This is a genomic window from Streptomyces sp. SM1 (assembly GCF_002910825.1).
In the GTDB taxonomy this organism is placed as follows: Bacteria; Actinomycetota; Actinomycetes; order Streptomycetales; family Streptomycetaceae; genus Streptomyces; species Streptomyces okerensis.
The window spans coordinates 15,786-33,271 of the sequence record NZ_NEUB01000829.1; the positions used below are offsets into that span (position 1 = coordinate 15,786).

16 protein-coding genes and 2 pseudogenes are annotated in these 17,486 nt (G+C 72.5%); 10 read left to right on the forward strand and 8 right to left on the reverse strand.

What is annotated here, in order from left to right:
- Positions 1 to 94: 94 nt before the first annotated feature.
- The 5 genes from B9S61_RS26250 to B9S61_RS26270 all read left to right on the forward strand — a co-directional run bounded on the left by B9S61_RS26250 (position 95) and on the right by B9S61_RS26270 (position 4,705).
- On the forward strand, positions 95 to 1,333 hold the full coding sequence (locus tag B9S61_RS26250) for a MurT ligase domain-containing protein (RefSeq protein WP_103544453.1): 1,239 nt from the start codon (positions 95 to 97) through the stop codon (positions 1,331 to 1,333).
- A gap of 24 nt (positions 1,334 to 1,357) precedes the next feature.
- Positions 1,358 to 2,086, forward strand: coding sequence for a type 1 glutamine amidotransferase (locus B9S61_RS26255; RefSeq protein ID WP_103544454.1), 729 nt, complete (start codon positions 1,358 to 1,360; stop codon positions 2,084 to 2,086).
- Positions 2,087 to 2,284: 198 nt separating this feature from the next.
- Positions 2,285 to 3,310 (forward strand): 6-phosphofructokinase, encoded by a 1,026-nt coding sequence (locus tag B9S61_RS26260; protein ID WP_103544455.1) that lies wholly within the window; start codon positions 2,285 to 2,287, stop codon positions 3,308 to 3,310.
- A 129-nt stretch (positions 3,311 to 3,439) separates the two neighbouring features.
- On the forward strand, positions 3,440 to 4,390 hold the full coding sequence (locus B9S61_RS26265; protein WP_103544456.1) for a cytochrome c oxidase assembly protein: 951 nt from the start codon (positions 3,440 to 3,442) through the stop codon (positions 4,388 to 4,390).
- A 138-nt stretch (positions 4,391 to 4,528) separates the two neighbouring features.
- Positions 4,529 to 4,705 carry a hypothetical protein gene (locus B9S61_RS26270; RefSeq protein WP_103544457.1) on the forward strand — a complete coding sequence of 59 codons (177 nt, stop codon included), beginning with the start codon at positions 4,529 to 4,531 and terminating at the stop codon, positions 4,703 to 4,705.
- A gap of 22 nt (positions 4,706 to 4,727) precedes the next feature.
- Here B9S61_RS26270 and B9S61_RS26275 read toward each other — a convergent pair whose 3' ends face one another.
- The 4 genes from B9S61_RS26275 to B9S61_RS26290 are packed head-to-tail and all read right to left on the reverse strand — an operon-like array spanning position 4,728 to position 8,837.
- A complete protein-coding gene (locus tag B9S61_RS26275) occupies positions 4,728 to 5,933 on the reverse strand; it encodes a sensor histidine kinase (protein WP_103544458.1) in 1,206 nt (401 codons plus the stop codon).
- Positions 5,930 to 7,657, reverse strand: coding sequence for a cation acetate symporter (locus B9S61_RS26280; protein ID WP_103544459.1), 1,728 nt, complete (start codon positions 7,655 to 7,657; stop codon positions 5,930 to 5,932). Before B9S61_RS26280 ends, B9S61_RS26275 begins: the two co-directional genes overlap by 4 nt.
- 22 nt (positions 7,658 to 7,679) lie before the next feature.
- Complete coding sequence (locus B9S61_RS26285) at positions 7,680 to 8,039, reverse strand: hypothetical protein (RefSeq protein ID WP_103544460.1); 360 nt, start codon at positions 8,037 to 8,039, stop codon at positions 7,680 to 7,682.
- Positions 8,040 to 8,051: 12 nt separating this feature from the next.
- Positions 8,052 to 8,837 carry a LytTR family DNA-binding domain-containing protein gene (locus tag B9S61_RS26290; protein ID WP_103544461.1) on the reverse strand — a complete coding sequence of 262 codons (786 nt, stop codon included), beginning with the start codon at positions 8,835 to 8,837 and terminating at the stop codon, positions 8,052 to 8,054.
- A gap of 110 nt (positions 8,838 to 8,947) precedes the next feature.
- On the opposite strand from B9S61_RS26290, the gene B9S61_RS26295 reads away from it, so the two are divergent.
- From B9S61_RS26295 to B9S61_RS26310, 4 genes and pseudogenes are all read left to right on the forward strand, one after another.
- Complete coding sequence (locus B9S61_RS26295; protein ID WP_103544462.1) at positions 8,948 to 9,460, forward strand: Lrp/AsnC family transcriptional regulator; 513 nt, start codon at positions 8,948 to 8,950, stop codon at positions 9,458 to 9,460.
- Positions 9,461 to 9,575: 115 nt separating this feature from the next.
- Complete coding sequence (gene ddaH, locus B9S61_RS26300; protein ID WP_103544463.1) at positions 9,576 to 10,388, forward strand: dimethylargininase; 813 nt, start codon at positions 9,576 to 9,578, stop codon at positions 10,386 to 10,388.
- On the forward strand, positions 10,385 to 11,611 hold the full coding sequence (gene rocD / locus B9S61_RS26305) for an ornithine--oxo-acid transaminase (RefSeq protein WP_103544464.1): 1,227 nt from the start codon (positions 10,385 to 10,387) through the stop codon (positions 11,609 to 11,611). The genes ddaH and rocD overlap by 4 nt, the downstream gene beginning before the upstream one ends.
- Positions 11,612 to 11,747: 136 nt before the next feature.
- Positions 11,748 to 14,203 (forward strand): annotated as a pseudogene (locus B9S61_RS26310) (SpoIIE family protein phosphatase).
- Positions 14,204 to 14,261: 58 nt separating this feature from the next.
- Here B9S61_RS26310 and B9S61_RS26315 read toward each other — a convergent pair.
- A complete protein-coding gene (locus tag B9S61_RS26315; RefSeq protein WP_103544465.1) occupies positions 14,262 to 14,717 on the reverse strand; it encodes an RpiB/LacA/LacB family sugar-phosphate isomerase in 456 nt (151 codons plus the stop codon).
- Positions 14,718 to 14,910: 193 nt separating this feature from the next.
- Between B9S61_RS26315 and B9S61_RS26320 the strand changes: the two genes are divergently transcribed.
- A complete protein-coding gene (locus B9S61_RS26320) occupies positions 14,911 to 15,636 on the forward strand; it encodes a 1-acyl-sn-glycerol-3-phosphate acyltransferase (protein ID WP_103544466.1) in 726 nt (241 codons plus the stop codon).
- A 54-nt stretch (positions 15,637 to 15,690) separates the two neighbouring features.
- Here the strand turns inward: B9S61_RS26320 and B9S61_RS26325 are convergent, their stop codons facing one another.
- From B9S61_RS26325 to B9S61_RS26335, 3 genes and pseudogenes are all read right to left on the reverse strand, one after another.
- A complete protein-coding gene (locus tag B9S61_RS26325) occupies positions 15,691 to 16,461 on the reverse strand; it encodes an urease accessory protein UreD (protein WP_374936243.1) in 771 nt (256 codons plus the stop codon).
- Complete coding sequence (gene ureG, locus B9S61_RS26330; RefSeq protein WP_103544468.1) at positions 16,458 to 17,141, reverse strand: urease accessory protein UreG; 684 nt, start codon at positions 17,139 to 17,141, stop codon at positions 16,458 to 16,460. Before ureG ends, B9S61_RS26325 begins: the two co-directional genes overlap by 4 nt.
- Positions 17,142 to 17,261: 120 nt before the next feature.
- Positions 17,262 to 17,486 (reverse strand): annotated as a pseudogene (locus B9S61_RS26335) (urease accessory protein UreF); the annotation flags it as partial.

The following is a 17,486-nucleotide window of genomic DNA, read 5'->3' on the forward strand; positions in this document are numbered from 1 at the left end:
GTTCTGGAGGTCGAACGGATCTCGATAGGCTGAGCTCTCACCACGTGGCCGTCAGGCACAGACGCGGCGCGTACGCAAGGAGGATCGAGAACTGATGGCAGGCAACTCGGACCCGCTCTCGCCGCGGGCCAAGCTGGCCGTGACCGCGGGCAAGGCGGTCGCGGCGGCCTCCCGCGCCGCCGGACGCGGCAGCGGCTCGGTGATCGGCGGCCGGGTGGCGCTCAAACTGGACCCCGATCTCCTCGCCCGGCTCGCCCAGAACCTGGACTGCGTCCTGGTCTCGGCGACCAACGGCAAGACCACCACGACCCGGCTCATCGCGGAGGCCCTGCGGGCCGCGGGACCGGTCGTGTCCAACGCGCTCGGCGCCAACATGCCGGCCGGCATCACCTCGGCGCTCGCGGGCGGCTCGGAGTCGAAGTTCGGCGTCATCGAGGTCGACGAGAAGTACCTGGCCGGCGTGGCCCGGGACACCGACCCGAAGTGCATCGCCCTGCTCAACCTCTCCCGCGACCAGCTCGACCGCGCCGCCGAGACCCGGATGCTCGCGGAGAACTGGCGCGAGGGACTGGCCGGCTCCAAGGCCGTCATCGTCGCCAACGCCGACGACCCGCTGGTGGTGTGGGCCGCGTCCTCCTCCCCCAACGTGATCTGGGTCGCCGCCGGGCAGATGTGGAAGGACGACGCCTGGTCCTGCCCGTCCTGCGGCGGTGTGATGCAGCGCCCGGGCGACGACTGGTTCTGCGGCGAGTGCGGATTCCGCCGGCCGACCCCGAGCTGGGCGCTCTCCGGCGACCACGTGCTCGACCCGCACGGCTCCGCCTGGCCGATCCACCTCCAGCTGCCGGGCCGCGCCAACAAGGCCAACGCCGCGTCCTCCGCGGCCGTCGCCGCCGTCTTCGGGGTGCCGCCGCAGGTCGCCCTGGAGCGCATGTACCAGGTGCAGGCGGTGGCCGGCCGCTACGACGTGGTCCAGTTCGAGGGCCGTGACCTGCGCCTGCTGCTCGCCAAGAACCCCGCGGGCTGGCTGGAGACGTTCTCGCTGATCGACCCGCCGCCGACCCCGGTGATCCTCTCGGTGAACGCGCGCGGCGCCGACGGTACCGACACCTCCTGGCTGTGGGACGTCGACTACACACGGCTGACCGGCCACCCGATCTGCGTGGTCGGCGACCGGAAGCTGGACCTCGCGGTGCGGCTGGAGGTGGCGAACCAGCAGTTCCAGGTCTGCGAGAACCTCGACCAGGCGGTGCAGCTCTGCCCGCCCGGCCGGATCGAGGTCATCGCCAACTACACCGCGTTCCAGGACCTGCGCCGCCGCGTCGGCAACTGACCACGACACCTCAGGGGACTTGAAGTGAGCGACAACCAGTTGCGGGTCGTCTGGATCTACCCGGACCTGCTCAGCACCTACGGCGACCAGGGCAACGCCCTCGTCGTCGAGCGCCGGGCGCGGCAGCGCGGCCTGGACGTGGCACGACTCGACGTGCGCAGCGACCAGCCCATCCCGACCTCCGGCGACATCTATCTGATCGGCGGCGGCGAGGACCGCCCGCAGCGGCTGGCCGCCGAGCGGCTGCGCCGGGACGGCGGACTGCACCGCGCGGTGGAGAACGGCGCGATCGTCTTCTCGGTGTGCGCCGGCTACCAGATCCTCGGCCACGAGTTCATCAACGACCTCGGCCAGCGCGAGCCCGGCCTCGGTCTGCTCGACGTGGTCTCGGTACGCGGCGAGAGCGACCGGTGCGTGGGCGACGTGCTCGGGGACATCAACCCGCAGCTCGGACTCCCCCCGCTGACCGGGTTCGAGAACCACCAGGGCGTCACCCATCTGGGTCCCACGGCCCGCCCGCTCGCCCAGGTGCGCTTCGGCAACGGCAACGGCACCGGGGACGGCACCGAGGGCGCGTTCAACGGCACCGTCTTCGGCACGTACATGCACGGCCCCGTGCTCGCCCGCAACCCGCTGATCGCCGACCTGCTGCTGAAGCTGGCGCTGGACGTCAACGCGCTGCCGCCGACGGACGACCGCTGGTACGAGGCCCTGCGCAACGAGCGGATCGCGGCGGCCCAGCAGCCCGCCTGAGGCGTCCGCGAGCCCGTGGACACCGGGCGTCGGACGGGTCCGGACGGCCCGTCTGACGCCTGCTCCGCACAGGTGAGCGGGGCCGTCCAGCAGGCGGACGCCAGATGCGGGCGAGACCCCCGTAGCCGCTAGGGTGGCGGGGATCGAGCCGGACAGCGCGGTCCGGTCCGGCCCACATCGAGAAGGTTGTTTCGGGCTATGCGCATTGGTGTCCTCACGTCCGGCGGCGACTGCCCCGGCCTGAACGCCGTCATCCGGTCCGTCGTGCACCGTGCCGTCGTCGACCACGGCGACGAGGTCATCGGCTTCCGTGACGGGTGGAAGGGTCTCCTGGAGGCCGACTACCTCAAGCTCGACCTCGACGCGGTGAGCGGCATCCTCGCCCGCGGCGGCACCATCCTCGGCTCCTCCCGGGTACGCCCCGAGCACCTGCGGGACGGTGTGGAGCGGGCCCGGGGGCACGTGCAGGAGCTAAGCCTCGACGCGATCATCCCGATCGGCGGTGAGGGCACGCTCAAGGCCGCCCGGCTGCTCTCCGACAACGGCCTGCCGATAGTCGGCGTACCGAAGACGATCGACAACGACATCGCCGGCACCGACGTCACGTTCGGCTTCGACACGGCCGTCGGGGTGGCGACCGAGGCCCTCGACCGGCTGAAGACCACCGCCGAGTCCCATCAGCGCGTGCTGATCGTGGAGGTCATGGGCCGTCACACGGGCTGGATCGCACTGCACTCGGGCATGGCGGCGGGCGCGCACGCCGTCGTCGTCCCCGAGCGGCCCTTCGACATCGACGAGCTGACCGCGAAGGTCGGCGAGCGGTTCTCGGCCGGCAAGCGGTTCGCGATCGTGGTCGCTGCGGAGGGGGCCAAGCCGAGGGCCGGCACGATGGACTTCGACGAGGGCGGCAAGGACGTCTACGGGCACGAGCGGTTCGCCGGGATCGCCCGGCAGCTCTCCCTGGAGCTGGAGGAACGGCTCGGCAAGGAGGCGCGGCCGGTGATCCTCGGGCATGTGCAGCGCGGCGGGACGCCCACGGCGTACGACCGGGTGCTGGCGACGCGGTTCGGATGGCACGCGGTGGAGGCGGCGCACCGGGGAGAGTTCGGGCGGATGACCGCGCTGCGGGGCACGGAGATCGTGACGGTGCCTCTCGCGGAGGCGGTGGAGACGCTGAAGACGGTGCCGGAGTCGCGGTACGCGGAGGCGCAGTGCGTGCTGTGACCCCCCGGGTCCGGCCCGGTCCGTGAGGCAAGGGTGTTTCGCCGACCCCGGTCACTGGTGTGGCCGGGGCCGGTCGTACTCTGAGTGCGGACGGATTGGGTACAACCTGCACGAAAATGGAGCCGGCGGATGGATCACAGCGGGCACGGCATGACGATGGATCTGCCGCCGTTCACGCTGGGGCGGGGGCTCGCCTGGTCGGCGGACCCCTTCTTTCTCGTCGCGTGTCTGCTGGGGCTGGCGCTCTACGGCTGGGGCGTGGTGCGGCTGGTCCGGCGCGGCGACAAGTGGCCGGTGGGGCGGACCGTCGCGTTCGTCACCGGTGTGCTGAGCATCGGGCTCATGATGTGCACCGCGCTGAACGACTACGGCATGGTCATGTTCAGCGTGCACATGGTGCAGCACATGATGATCAGCATGGTGTCGCCGATCCTGATCCTGCTCGGCGCCCCGATCACCCTGGCTCTGCGCGCGCTGCCGCCGGCCGGGCGGGGCCGCAAGGGGCCGCGCGAACTGCTGCTGATGCTGCTGCACAGCCACTACATGCGGATCGTCACCCACCCCGTGTTCACCATCCCGCTGTTCATCGCGAGCCTGTACGGCCTGTACTTCACCCCGCTCTTCGACTTCCTGATGGGCTCCCAGGTGGGCCACATCGCGATGATGGTGCACTTCCTCGCCGTCGGCCTGGTCTTCTTCTGGCCGATCATGGGCGTGGACCCGGGTCCGCACCGGTCGGGCTATCTGATGCGGATGCTGGAACTCTTCGCGGGCATGCCCTTCCACGCCTTCTTCGGCATCGCGCTGATGATGGCGTCGACACCGATGGTCACGACCTTCGGGAACCCGCCCGGCTCGCTCGGCGTCGACGCGCTGTCCGACCAGAACGCGGCCGGAGGCATCGCCTGGGCGTTCAGTGAGGTTCCCTCGGTACTGGTCCTGATCGCGCTGCTCTTCCAGTGGTACGCCTCGGACCAGCGGCAGGCGAAGCGCCAGGACCGTGCCGCCGACCGGGACGGGGACAAGGAGCTCGAGGCGTACAACGCCTACCTGGCCTCCCTGAACGCTCCCGGGCGCTGAGGTCGGACGTCACCCGCACCGGCACGGACACGTTCCGCGCACGAGAGGTCGCACCACGTGACGTCCGGTCCGTGAGTGCCGTAAAGAGGCGCAACGGGGGCACCATGGAGAGAGCCGAACCATGAGGAGGGTGTTGCGATGCCCGGTACCACGCACGGTTCAACGTCGACGAAGACCATGGGAGTGCTCACCGTAGGCGCGCTGGTCGCCGTGACCGCGTACACGGTGGCGCTCGGCAGCAACGGCTGGCTGTGGTTCGGCTGGGTCGTCCTGGGCCTGATCACCTTGGGAATGGTGGCCACCCGCAGCACCTGAGACAAGCCCGGGGCGGTGGGCCTCATCTCGGGGTGAGCCGCCCCGCCAGGTGCACGCCCGGCTGGTACTTCGGCAGCCGGACGGTGATCTTCATGCCCGCTCCCACGGCTGTCTCGATGACGAGGCCGTGGTCGTCGCCGTAGACCTGGCGCAGCCGGTCGTCGACGTTGGACAGTCCGATCCCGCCGGTGGGGCTGACCTCGCGGGCGAGGATACGGCGCAGCAGGACGGGGTCCATACCGGCGCCGTCGTCCTCGATGACGACGAGGGCCTCGGCGCCGGCGTCCTGCGCGGTGATCTGGATGTGGCACTGGTCGGCCTTGCCCTCCAGCCCGTGCTTGACGGCGTTCTCCACGAGTGGCTGGAGGCAGAGGAACGGCAGGGCGACCGGCAGCACCTCGGGGGCGATCTGCAGGGTGACGGAGAGGCGGTCGCCGAAGCGGGCCCGGACCAGTGCCAGGTAGTGGTCGATGGCGTGCAGCTCGTCGGCGAGAGTGGTGAAGTCGCCGTGCCGGCGGAACGAGTAGCGGGTGAAGTCGGCGAACTCGAGCAGCAGCTCCCGGGCGCGCTCCGGATCCGTGCGCACGAACGAGGCGATCACGGCGAGCGAGTTGAAGATGAAGTGCGGGGAGATCTGCGCCCGCAGCGCCCTGATCTCGGCCTCGATGAGGCGGGTGCGGGACTGGTCGAGGTCGGCGAGTTCCAGTTGTACGGAGACCCAGCGGGCTACCTCCCCGGCGGCCCGGACCAGCACCGCGGACTCGCGGGGCGCGCAGGCCACGAGCGCGCCGTGCACCCGGTCGTCGACGGTGAGCGGGGCGACGACCGCCCAGCGCACCGAGCAGTCGGGGGTGTCGCAGCTGAGCGGGAAGGCCTCGCCGCGGCCGCTGTCGAGGGGGCCGGTGAGGCGTTCCATGATCTCGGTGCGGTGGTGGGCGCCGGCGCCGTCCCAGGCGAGGACCCGATCACGGTCGGTGAGGCACAGGGCGTCCGTGCCCAGCAGGGAGCGCAGTTTGCGGGCGGATTTTCCGGCGGTCTCCTCGGTCAGTCCGGCCCGGAGCGGGGGCGTGGCCAGCGAGGCGGTGTGCAGGGTCTCGAAGGTGGCGTGCTCGACGGGGGTGCCGAGTCCGGCGAGGCTGGTGGGCCGGGCGGTGCGCCGGCCCAGCCAGAATCCGGCGGCCAGCAGGGGCAGTACGGCGACGAGCAGGCCGGCGAGGAATCCGCTCATGCGGACACCTCCGTGCGCCGGTCCTCGGAGCGCAGTTCCTCCGGGAGGTGGAAGCGGGCCAGCACCGCCGCCGTGCCGGGCGGTACGCGGCCGGGGGTGGCCAGTGACACCAGGATCATGGTGAGGAAGCCCAGCGGCACCGACCACAGCGCGGGCCAGGCGAGCAGGGCGTGCCAGGGCCCCGCGCCCGGGTAACCGGTCATGGTCGCGGCGACGGCGAGGAAGGCGGAACCGCCGCCCACCAGCATCCCGGCCGCGGCGCCGGGCGGGGTCAGCCGGCGCCACCAGATGCCGAGAACGAGCAGCGGGCAGAACGAGGACGCCGAGACGGCGAAGGCGAGACCCACCGCGTCGGCCACCGGCAGTCCGCCGACCAGGACGCTCGCCCCGAGCGGCACGGCCATCGCGAGCACGGTGCCGAGCCGGAAGTGCCGTACCCCGCGCGAGGGCAGCACGTCCTGGGTGAGGACCCCGGCGACGGCCATGGTGAGTCCGGAGGCCGTCGACAGGAACGCGGCGAAGGCGCCCCCGGCGACCAGCGCGCCGAGGAGGTCGCCGCCCACTCCCCCGATCATCCGGCCGGGCAGCAGCAGCACGGCGGCGTCCGCGCTCCCGGTGAGGGTGAGCTCGGGGGCGTACAGCCGGCCCAGGGCCCCGTAGACCGGCGGCAGGAGGTAGAAGGCGCCGATCAGGCCGAGGACGGCGACGGTGGTGCGGCGTGCCGCCACGCCGTGCGGGCTGGTGTAGAAGCGGACGACGACGTGGGGCAGGCCCATGGTGCCGAAGAAGGTGGCGAGGATCAGCCCGTACGTGGCGTAGAGCGGGCGTTCCTCGCGGGACTCGGCGCGGGAGGGCGAGAGGGCGTCGTCGGCGCCGCGTCCGGCGGCGGGGACCTCGGCGCCCCGGGCGAAGGTGAGCCGGGTGCCGCCGCCGATGCGGTGGGTCCCGGCGGACAGGCCGACCTCGGTGCCGTCGTGGTCACGGCCGTCCACGGTGCCGTCCACGGTCACGGTGAGCGGCCTGGTGAGCCGCAGGTCGAGGGTGTCGTCGATGCGGACCACCCGCTGTTCGCGGAAGGCGGCCGGCTCGTCGAAGGCGTGGCTGGGCGCGCCGTCGCTCTGCCAGGCGAGGATCAGGAAGAGGGCGGGGACGAACAGGGCCGTGAGCTTCAGCCAGTACTGGAAGGCCTGGACGAAGGTGATGCTCCGCATGCCGCCGGCGCCGACGATGACGGTCACCACGGCGGCGACGATGACCCCGCCGAGCCAGTCGGGCGCGCCGGTGAGGACGGTCAGGGTGAGCCCGGCGCCCTGGAGCTGGGGCAGCAGGTACAGCCAGCCGACGCCGACGACGAAGGCTCCGGCGAGCCGCCGCACCGTCTGCGAGGCGAGCCGGGCCTCGGCGAAGTCGGGCAGCGTGTAGGCGCCGGAGCGGCGCAGCGGGGCGGCGACGAACAGCAGCAGCACCAGATAGCCGGCGGTGTAGCCGACCGGGTACCAGAGCATGTCGGGCCCCTGGACCAGGACCAGGCCCGCGATGCCGAGGAAGGAGGCGGCGGAGAGGTACTCGCCGCTGATGGCGGCGGCGTTGAGGCGGGGGCCGACGGTGCGGGAGGCGACGTAGAAGTCGGAGGTGGTGCGGGATATGCGCAGGCCGAAGGCGCCGACGAGGACGGTCGCGAGGACGACGAGCGCGACGGCGGTGACGGCGTAGGTGTAGTTCACGGCGCTGGCGGTCCCCGGGTCCCTAGCGGTCCTCGACGAGCCGCACGAAGTCGCGTTCGTTGCGTTCGGCGCGGCGTACGTACCAGCGGGCGAGCAGGACCAGCGGGGGGTACAGCCCGAAGCCGAGGACCGCCCACTCCAGGCGGCGGGCGTCCGGGGCGACCGCGAAGACCAGCGGGAGCGGACCGATGAGCAGGGCCAGGACGGCGAACACGGTGAGGCCGGCACGCAGCTGGATCCGCATCAGGGAGCGGACGTAGGTGTGCCCGAGGGTGGTCTGCTCGTCGATCTCGGTGCGCGGCCGGTAGTAGCCGGAGGTGCGGCGGGCGCGACGGGGCGGGCCGGTGACGACCACACGGCGGTCGGTCGGGTCCTGGGGCATGTTCGCTTCCCCCTAGCTCGTGGTCCGGCGCATCAGCAGGTCCCGCAGTTCGCGCGCGTGCCGCCTGCTGACCTGGAGTTCCTCGGAGCCGATCAGGACGCTCACGGTACCGGCGTCGAGCCGGAGCTCGCCGATGTGGCGCAGGGCGGCCAGATGGCGGCGGTGGATGCGCACGAAACCCCGGGAGCGCCAGCGTTCCTCCAGGGTGGACAGCGGGATCCGTACGAGGTGGCTGCCGCGGTCGGTGTGCAGCCGGGCGTAGTCGCCCTGGGCCTCGACATGGGTGATGTCGTCGACGGCGACGAAGCGGGTGACGCCGCCGAGCTCGACGGCTATGTGGTCGGGGTCGGGTTCGTGCACGGGGATGCGCGGGGTGGTGTCGCGCGGTGCCGTCCCGCGCGGGGTGGTGTCGCGCTGCGCGGCGGCGCGGCGGACGGCTTCGGCCAGCCGTTCCTTGCGGACGGGTTTGAGCACGTAGTCGACGGCCTTGAGGTCGAAGGCCTGGACGGCGAAGTCCTCGTGGGCGGTGACGAACACGATGAGCGGCGGCCGGGCGAAGCCGCCGAGCAGCCGGGCCAGGTCGAGGCCGTCGAGGCCGGGCATCTGGATGTCGAGGAAGACGACGTCGATGGCCTCGGGCCCGTCGGGGCCCGATTCCAGCGCGCGGTTGATGCGGCGCAGCGCCTCGGTGGCGTCGCCCGCGCCCTCCGCGCTGCCGATGCGCGGGTCCGCGTTCAGCAGGTACAGCAGTTCCTCCAGCGAGGGGCGTTCGTCGTCGACGGCGAGGGCGCGCAGCATGAACGTGGAGTGTAGGGGTGTTTCCCCCGTGTGGACACGTGCCGCACATGGGCGCCGGCGTCGGGACGTGGTGCGCCGGACGGCCGGCCGCCGCTGGATACAGTGCCCGCATGAGCAGCAGGCCCACGCCGTTCGACGAGCTCGACCGGAAGATCGTCACGGCTCTGATGGCGAACGCCAGGACGTCCTTCGCGGAGATCGGCGCCGCCGTCGGGCTGTCGTCCACGGCGGTCAAACGCCGGGTGGACCGGCTGCGCGAGACCGGGGTGATCACCGGGTTCACGGCGACGGTGCGGCCGGCGGCGCTGGGCTGGCGCACGGAGGCGTACGTCGAGGTCTACTGCGAGGGGGCGGCGCCGCCCCGGCGGCTGGCGGAGGTGGTGCGCAACCATCCGGAGATCGCCGCGGCGATGACGGTCACCGGGGGTGCGGACGCGTTGCTGCACGTACGGGCGCGGGACGTGGAGCACTTCGAGGAGGTGCTGGAGCGGATCCGCCAGGAGCCGTTCATCCGCAAGACGATCAGTGTGATGGTGCTGTCCCATCTGCTGCCGGACAGTCCTGAGGCGGGAGTGACGCAGCCGGCGCCGGACGGCGCATCAGTCGTGCGCTGGGCGACCTGAACACGCAGTGATCCTGCGTGGACACGCAGCTCTTGTTCCTTGTCGTCCGTCCCGGTGGCTTCCTACCGTGGAGACACCCCCTGTCGGCACCGCGTGGAAGCGGAGGAACCCCTCTGTGCCCGGATCCCGTGTGGCGCGCCGGCGGCGCTACCTCGTCTGCGAACCCAGACACTTCGCCGTCCGGTACTCGATCAACCCCTGGATGCGTCCCGACCGTCCCGTCGACCTCCCCCTCGCCCGGCGCCAGTGGCGGACGCTGGTCGACACCTACCGCGACCACGGTCATACCGTGGAGACCGTGAAGCCGGAGCCCGGACTGCCCGACATGGTGTTCGCCGCGAACGCGGCGGTCGTCGTGGAGGGCCGCGTCTTCGGCTCCCGGTATCTCGCGCCCGAGCGGCGCCCGGAGTCGGTGCCGTACGAGGCCTGGTTCAAGGCCGGGGGCTTCGACGTCCAGCACCCGGAGTCGGTGTGCGAGGGCGAGGGCGACCTGGTGCCCGCGGGGCGCTGGATCCTCGCCGGTACCGGGTTCCGCACCGCCCGGGAGGCGCATCGCGAGGTGCAGGAGTTCTTCGGTGTGCCGGTGATCGGCCTGACGCTGGTGGATCCGTACTTCTACCACCTGGACACGGCGCTGTTCGTGCTGGACGAGCAGAACGTCGCGTACTACCCGGACGCCTTCTCGCCGGGCAGCCGTGAGGTGCTCGCCCGGCTCTATCCGGACGCGGTGACCGCCACCCGTGAGGACGCGATGGCGTTCGGTCTGAACTCCGTCTCCGACGGACGCCACGTGTTCGTCTCACCGGAGGCGACGCATCTCGCCGGCCTGCTCGCCGACCGCGGTTATGTTCCCGTCCCCGTCGACCTGTCCGAGTTCCACAAGGCGGGCGGGGGCATCAAGTGCTGCACTCAGGAGATCCGCTCATGACCTCTGTCGTCCCCGCGCGTACGTCCGCCGAACTGATCGGCGCGGAGGAGCCGGTCCTCGCGCACAACTACCATCCGCTGCCCGTGGTCGTCTCCCGCGCTGAGGGCACCTGGGTGGAGGACGTGGAGGGCCGGCGGTACCTCGACATGCTGGCCGGCTACTCGGCGCTCAACTTCGGCCACCGGCACCCCGCGCTGATCGAGGCCGCGCACCGCCAGCTGGACCGGCTCACGCTGACCTCCCGCGCCTTCCACAACGACCGGCTCGCGGAGTTCGCGGAGCGGCTGGCGGCGCTGACGGGACTGGACATGGTGCTGCCGATGAACACCGGCGCGGAGGCGGTGGAGAGCGCCGTGAAGGTGGCCCGCAAGTGGGCCTACGACGTGAAGGGCGTCCCGGCCGATCGGGCGACGATCGTGGTGGCGGCGGACAACTTCCACGGCCGTACGACGACGATCGTGAGCTTCTCGACGGACGAGGTCGCCCGTGCCGGGTTCGGGCCGTTCACCCCGGGCTTCCGGGTGGTCCCGTACAACGATCTCGCGGCGCTGGAGGAGGCGGTCGACGAGACGACGGCGGCGGTGCTGATCGAGCCGGTCCAGGGCGAGGCGGGTGTGATCATCCCGGACGACGGCTATCTCGCCGGGGTGCGGGAAGTGACCCGTCGCGAGGGGTGCCTGTTCATCGCGGACGAGATCCAGTCGGGCCTCGGCCGCACCGGGCGCACGCTCGCCGTGGAGCACGAGTCGGTCGTCCCGGACATGGTCCTGCTCGGCAAGGCGCTGGGCGGCGGCATCGTCCCGGTGTCGGCGGTGGTGGCCCGGCGTGAGGTGCTCGAGGTGCTGCACCCCGGTGAGCACGGGTCGACGTTCGGCGGAAATCCGCTGGCCGCGGCGGTCGGCACGGCCGTGGTGGAACTGCTGGAGACGGGTGAGTTCCAGCGCCGGGCGGCGGAACTGGGCGAGGTGCTGCGCGAGGGTCTTCGGACGCTGACCGGCAGGGGTGTCGTCGGATTCCGCAGCCGTGGGCTGTGGGCGGGCGTGGACGTCGACCCGGCGATCGGTACCGGCCGCGAGGTCAGCGAGCGCCTCATGCGGGAGGGCGTCCTGGTCAAGGACACCCACGGCTCCACCATCCGGCTGGCCCCGCCCCTGACCATCACGGCGGAGGAGCTCCGGGGCGCCCTCGGCACCCTGGAGAAGGTGCTCGCCGGCAACGCCTGAACCGCCCCGCCGTCCCTCGCCGGCCCCGGTGGGGGACGGCATCGCCCTGACGCGTCCAGGGAGCCCCCGCCCGGCTCCAAGGGTGAAGATGGGGACAAGGGGTGGTAGACCACTGTCAGCGACAGAGAGGTCGGCCGTGGGCGGACACAAGGAGCAGGACGGTGCCCGGCAGGGGTACGACGTGGCCGACGCGGCTCCCCTGTTGCTCGATCCGCACGGCATGGTGTCGAGCTGGACCGGTCGCGCCGAACGGCTGCTCGGTACGGCGCGGCCGAGGTGGTGGGCCGGAAGTTCGGGGAGCTGCTGACCTCCGACGACGCCGAGCGGGTGCCGGACGCGGTCGAGCGGTGCCGGTCCGACGGGGACTGGGTGGGGCTGATGACCGCCCTGCACCGGGACGGGCACCGGGTCGCGGTGATGGTGCGGCTCACGCATGCCGTGGAACCCCGGGGCCGTACGTCGCTGCTGGTCCTGCTCTCCGAGCCGGCCGGCTCCGCCGGCCGGGACATGAGCCGGTCCGTACTGGAGCAGATGGTGGCCGGGACGCCGATCGGTATCGCGATCGTGGACACGGACCTGCGTTTCGTGTGGTCCAACGCGGCGCTGGAGCAGTTCGGCGGCGGACCGGCCGAGCGGCGGCTGGGCCTGCGGTTCGCCGACATCCAGCCGGGGCTGAACGCCGATGCCGTCGAGGCGCAGATGCGCCGTGTGCTCGAGACGGGCGAACAGGTGGTCGGTTACGAGCACGTGGGCCGCGTGCGGTCGGCACCGCTGCGCGAGACCGCGCACATGCTGTCCTTCACCCGCCTCGACGACGACCGGGGCAGCCCGATGGGCGTGTACTACACGGTCGTGGACGTCACCGAGGCTCACCGCGCCCGTCAGCGGCTCGCCCTGCTCGACCGGGCCGGCCAGTACATCGGCCGGACCCTGGACATCATGACCACCACGCAGGAACTGGCCGACATCGCCGTGCCGGGGCTCGCGGACTTCGTCATCGTGGACCTGCTGGAGACGGTGCTGCGCGGCGCCGAGCTGCCGCCGGGCCCGCTCAGCGCCTCCGCGCGGGTCCCCCTGCGCCACGCGGGGCACCGCTCTCGGTACGAGGACCTGCCGCGGGGGGAGGTGGAGACCGGGGCGGTCATGACCTATCTGGCGGATTCACCGCCCGTGCGCTGCCTGACCACGGGCCGGTCCTGGCGTCAGGAGCAGCTCGACCCGCTGGCCCTGGGGTGGGCCGGCGGGGCGCCGGGTGACCGGAAGTCCACCTTCCTGGAGCTGGGGCTGCAGAGCGTGATGGTCGTCCCCATCCGGGCGCGGGGCGTCACCCTGGGCGTCACCACGTTCTTCCGCCGCCGTCGCGAGGACCCCTTCGACGCCGGCGATCTCGCGCTGGCCGAGGACCTCGTGTCCCGTGCCGCCGTCTGTGTGGACAACGCCCGCCGCTACACCCGGGAGCGGGACGCCGTACTGGTCCTCCAGCGCAGTCTGCTCCCCCGCCGGCTGCCGGAGCAGGACGCCGTGGAGGTGTCGGCGTACTACCGCCCGGCCGACGAGCTGACCGGTCTGGGCGGTGACTGGTACGACCTGATCCTGCTGTCGGGTGCCCGCGTCGCCCTGGTCGTCGGCGAGGTGCCGGGGCACGGTATCGACGCCGCCGCGGCGATGGGGCGGCTGCGCACGGCCGTACGGACACTGGCCTCAATCGACCTGCCGCCCGAGGAGGTGCTCGCCCATCTGGACGACCTTGCCTCCCGTTCGGCGTGGGACGGCGGCGAGGGGGAACCCGGGGCGGACGCCCCCGGCCGGTCCCTCGGGCCCGGCTGTCTGTACGTGGTCTACGACCCGGTGGGCGGCCAGTGCACGATGGCCGCCGCCGGACACCCCGCGCCGGCGGTGGTGGCACCGGACGGCACGGTCACCTTCGTGGATCTTCCGCAGGGCCCGGCCCTGGGTGTGGGCGGCCCGCCGTTCGAGGCGGTGGAACTGAACCTGGCCGAGGGCAGCACGCTCGCCCTGCACACGGACGGTCTGCTGGCCCGTGAGGGTCCCTGGTCCGCCGATACGGACCGGGAGCGGCTGCGGCAGGCGCTCGCCCGGGCACCGGGGGCCCTCGGTCCGAGCTGCCGGGCCGTCATCGACGCGCTGGTGCCGGCCCACCCGTACGACGACGTGGCTCTCCTGACGGCACGTACCAAGCGTCTCGACCCGGAACAGGTCGCGGTCCGGGACCTGCCGGCGGACCCGGCCATGGTGGCCGAGGCCCGGCGGACGGCCACCCGGCAGCTGTCCCGGTGGGGGCTGGACGAGCTGGTGTTCACCACGGAGCTGATCGTCAGCGAGCTGGTCACCAACGCCATCCGGCACGCCTCCGGGCCCGTCCGGATGCGGCTGATCCGTGAGCGGGCGCTGGTGTGCGAGGTGCACGACGGGGGCGCCACCGCACCCCATCTGCGTCACCCCCGCGCGATGGACGAGGGCGGGCGCGGACTGCTGCTGGTCTCCCAGCTGGCGCAGCGATGGGGTACCCGGTTCGTTCCCGACGGGAAGATCATCTGGGCGGAGCAGTCGCTGACCCCGCCGCCGGAGTGATCCGGTGACCGGCGAGGGACGGCAGCGGTCTTCCGTGCGTGAGGTGCCGGTACGCGCGTCAGGTGCCGGTGCGCGCGCGGTCGAGCCGGGCCGTCCGCTCGACGTTCCGCCGGTCGTCGGGGTCGTCGCTCGGCGAGGCCGCGAACCAGGCGTCGAGGATTTCCCTCAGCAGCGGAGGGGACGTCAGCCGCAGGCTGAGGGCGAGCACGTTGGCGTCGTTCCAGCGGCGCGCGCCGTCCGCCGTGTAGGCGTCCGCGCAGAGCGCGGCCCGTACGCCGGGCACCTTGTTCGCGGCGATCGAGGCGCCGGTGCCGGTCCAGCAGCACACCACCGCCTGGTCGGCCGCTCCGTCGGCGACCTCACGGGCCGCCGTCTCGGAGCAGACCGCCCACTGCGGATCGTCCCCGGGGCTGAGGGCGCCGTGCACGCGTACGTCGTGGCCGCGCTCGCGCAGTTCGGCGAGGAGGGCGCGGGCCACGGGTTCGTCCATGTCGGAGGAGACGGAGATCCGCATACCGCGAGCCTACTCGCCCTCCCTGGCGCGCTGACGGGCGTTCAGCCACCGCGGGGCGCCCGGTGGCTTCCGGTCGCGTCGAACGTGGTGCCGGGCCGCGCCGCCCGGTCCTAGACTGGCACCTCGTGACGTGCCGGATGACCTGCTGGAACGCGGTGGCACTGCCCGTTCGTCAGAGTCGAGGAGCGTGCTTTTGTTCTACTACCTGCTCAAATATGTACTGCTGGGCCCGCTGCTGAGACTGGTCTTCCGGCCGCGGATAGAGGGCCTGGAGCATGTTCCGTCCTCCGGTGCCGCCATCGTCGCGGGGAACCACCTGTCGTTCTCGGACCATTTCCTGATGCCGGCCGTCCTCAAACGGCGCATCACGTTCCTCGCCAAGGCCGAGTACTTCACCGGCCCCGGCCTCAAGGGCCGGCTGACGGCGTTCTTCTTCCGCAGCGCGGGCCAGATCCCCGTCGACCGTTCCGGCAAGGACGCCGGGCAGGCCGCCATCCGGGAGGGACTGGGGGTGCTGGGCAAGGACGAACTGCTCGGCATCTACCCGGAGGGAACGCGCTCGCACGACGGCCGCCTGTACAAGGGCAAGGTCGGAGTCGCGGTGATGGCCCTCAGGGCCGGCGTCCCGGTGATCCCCTGCGCGATGATCGGCACGTTCGAGGCGCAGCCGCCCGGCACGGTGATTCCCCGCATCCACCCCGTGGTGATCCGCTTCGGCGAACCGCTCGACTTCTCGCGTTACGCCGGGATGGAGAAGGAGAAAGCGGTCCTGCGCGCCGTCACGGACGAGATCATGTACGCCGTCCTCTCCCTCTCCGAGCAGGAGTACGTCGACAAGTACGCGGCGGTCGCCAAGGCGGAGGACGCCGAGCGCAAGGCGGAGGAGAAGCGCCGGTTCCCGCGTCTGCCGCGGGGCTGAATCCGCGGGCACGCGGCCGGCGGAGGGCGGCCGGAGTGCTCGGGGCGCCCGCCGTCAGCCGCGTGGCGGAACGAGGGAGGACAGCGCCTCGTCGAGAAGGCGCCGCAGCCGCAGGGCGTCCGGCGCCACGGCAGTCACGAGCACCGCGGGACCGGGAAGCGGCAGGACGGCCGCGCCCTCCCCCAGCTCTCCCGCGGCGACCGGGTTCTCGTCGAACTCCGGTCGCGCGACGACGAGCTGGCCGACGGCCCGGTGCCCGCCGAGCACGGCGGGCCCGTCCCATCCGCCGGGCGCTCCGGGGCCGCAGGCCAGTTCCTGGTCGAGGACGGTTCGCCCCGCGATCCGCACGGTCAGACGGGAGGTGAGCGTTCCCGGCCGCTCTCCGGCCCGCCCCAGCACCTGCTCCTCACGGAACACGAGCCGGGCCCCCCGGGCCAGGCCGATGTCCGTGGTGAGGCGCAGCCCGCTTCCCGTGACGGAGATCAGCTGCTGCGGCAGCCAGTGCAGTTCGCCGCCCGCCCCGACGGTGAGCCGTACGTCGTAGCGCGCCGCGTCCGGGTGCCGGCCCGGGAGCGCGAGGGTGGCGGCGGCCGACCCGAGGCGCAGCCGGGCACCCGGCTCCACGTCCGCCCGTACCGTGAGGCGGTCCCCGCCGAGTGGACCGCTCATCGCGCCGACCAGCAGGACATGCGCCTCGGCCGGGCTCCCCCGGGTCCGTCTGAGGGCCAGTGGCCCGTCGCTCTCCAGCACCGGCAGGCAGGTCCCGCCCCGGCCGTCGGCGCGGGCGCGAATCCGGGCGACGGCCCGTACACCGGCGGTGTTCACACGGTCCACGCGGCGAGCCGCTCCCTCACCCAGTCCGCCACCTCCGTCACCCCGGCCCCGCCGCGCAGCGACTGCAGGACCACGGGGAGACGGCCCCGCCGGCTCCCGGCGTCGGCGGCCATCCTGGCGAGATCGGCGCCGACGTACGGGGCGAGGTCGGTCTTGTCGACGACCAGGAGGTCCGCGGTCGTCACCCCGGGGCCGCCCTTGCGCGGGATGTCGTCCCCGCCGGCCACGTCGATCACGAAGACCTGCGCGTCGACGAGCCCTCGGGAGAAGGTGGCGGTGAGGTTGTCCCCACCGGACTCGACGAGGATCAGATCCAGCGGGCCGGTCTCCTCCTCGAGGTCCTCCACCGCTTCGAGGTTGGCGGAGATGTCGTCCCGGATCGCGGTGTGCGGGCACGCCCCGGTCTCCACGGCGGTGATCCGCTCGGGCGGCAGGACGGCCTCGCGGAGCAGGAACTCGGCGTCCTCGCGGGTGTAGATGTCATTGGTGACGACGGCCAGGGACACCTCGTCCCGCAGGGCCCGGCACAGCGCGGCGACGGTGGCCGTCTTCCCGGACCCGACGGGTCCTCCGAGCCCGATCCGCAGCGCCCGCCGAGAACCGTCGGGCCGCCGGACATCAGCCCCCACGGCACCGGGTCCGAGGGGGGAAAGAGAGTGGTCGAGATGCACAGGGCGTCTCCATCATCCAGCCCGTCCGGCGATGCGAGGACGGGGCCGATCAGGCCGACAGGGGGCCGGGCGCGGCGCCCCCGGCAACGCGACGGGACGATGCGGCGGGGGCGACCGCCCCTACGTGGCGAACAACCGCACCCCCCACCCCGCGTGCGCTTGCGCGGACACCTCCAGCAGCGGAGCGGACGCCGCGGGCAGGACGTCCACCCCCTCCCCGGCGACCCTCCCCGCCGCGTCCACCGCGGCCTCCACCACCGCGTCCGTCTCCGGCGCCAGGCGCGCCAGCACCGCCGTGGCGTCGAACGGATCGAGCCCCAGCAGCCGCACCACCGCCACCGCCGG

What these genes read in the sequence shown, in the direction of transcription:
- B9S61_RS26250 (WP_103544453.1), top strand. Translation starts at nt 95, where the DNA reads ATGGCAGGCAACTCGGACCCGCTCTCGCCGCGGGCCAAGCTGGCCGTG.
- B9S61_RS26260 (WP_103544455.1), top strand. Translation starts at nt 2,285, where the DNA reads ATGCGCATTGGTGTCCTCACGTCCGGCGGCGACTGCCCCGGCCTGAAC.
- B9S61_RS26265 (WP_103544456.1), top strand. Translation starts at nt 3,440, where the DNA reads ATGGATCACAGCGGGCACGGCATGACGATGGATCTGCCGCCGTTCACG.
- B9S61_RS26270 (WP_103544457.1), top strand. Translation starts at nt 4,529, where the DNA reads ATGCCCGGTACCACGCACGGTTCAACGTCGACGAAGACCATGGGAGTG.
- B9S61_RS26275 (WP_103544458.1), bottom strand. Translation starts at nt 5,933, where the DNA reads ATGAGCGGATTCCTCGCCGGCCTGCTCGTCGCCGTACTGCCCCTGCTG.
- B9S61_RS26285 (WP_103544460.1), bottom strand. Translation starts at nt 8,039, where the DNA reads ATGCCCCAGGACCCGACCGACCGCCGTGTGGTCGTCACCGGCCCGCCC.
- B9S61_RS26290 (WP_103544461.1), bottom strand. Translation starts at nt 8,837, where the DNA reads ATGCTGCGCGCCCTCGCCGTCGACGACGAACGCCCCTCGCTGGAGGAA.
- B9S61_RS26295 (WP_103544462.1), top strand. Translation starts at nt 8,948, where the DNA reads ATGAGCAGCAGGCCCACGCCGTTCGACGAGCTCGACCGGAAGATCGTC.
- rocD (WP_103544464.1), top strand. Translation starts at nt 10,385, where the DNA reads ATGACCTCTGTCGTCCCCGCGCGTACGTCCGCCGAACTGATCGGCGCG.
- B9S61_RS26315 (WP_103544465.1), bottom strand. Translation starts at nt 14,717, where the DNA reads ATGCGGATCTCCGTCTCCTCCGACATGGACGAACCCGTGGCCCGCGCC.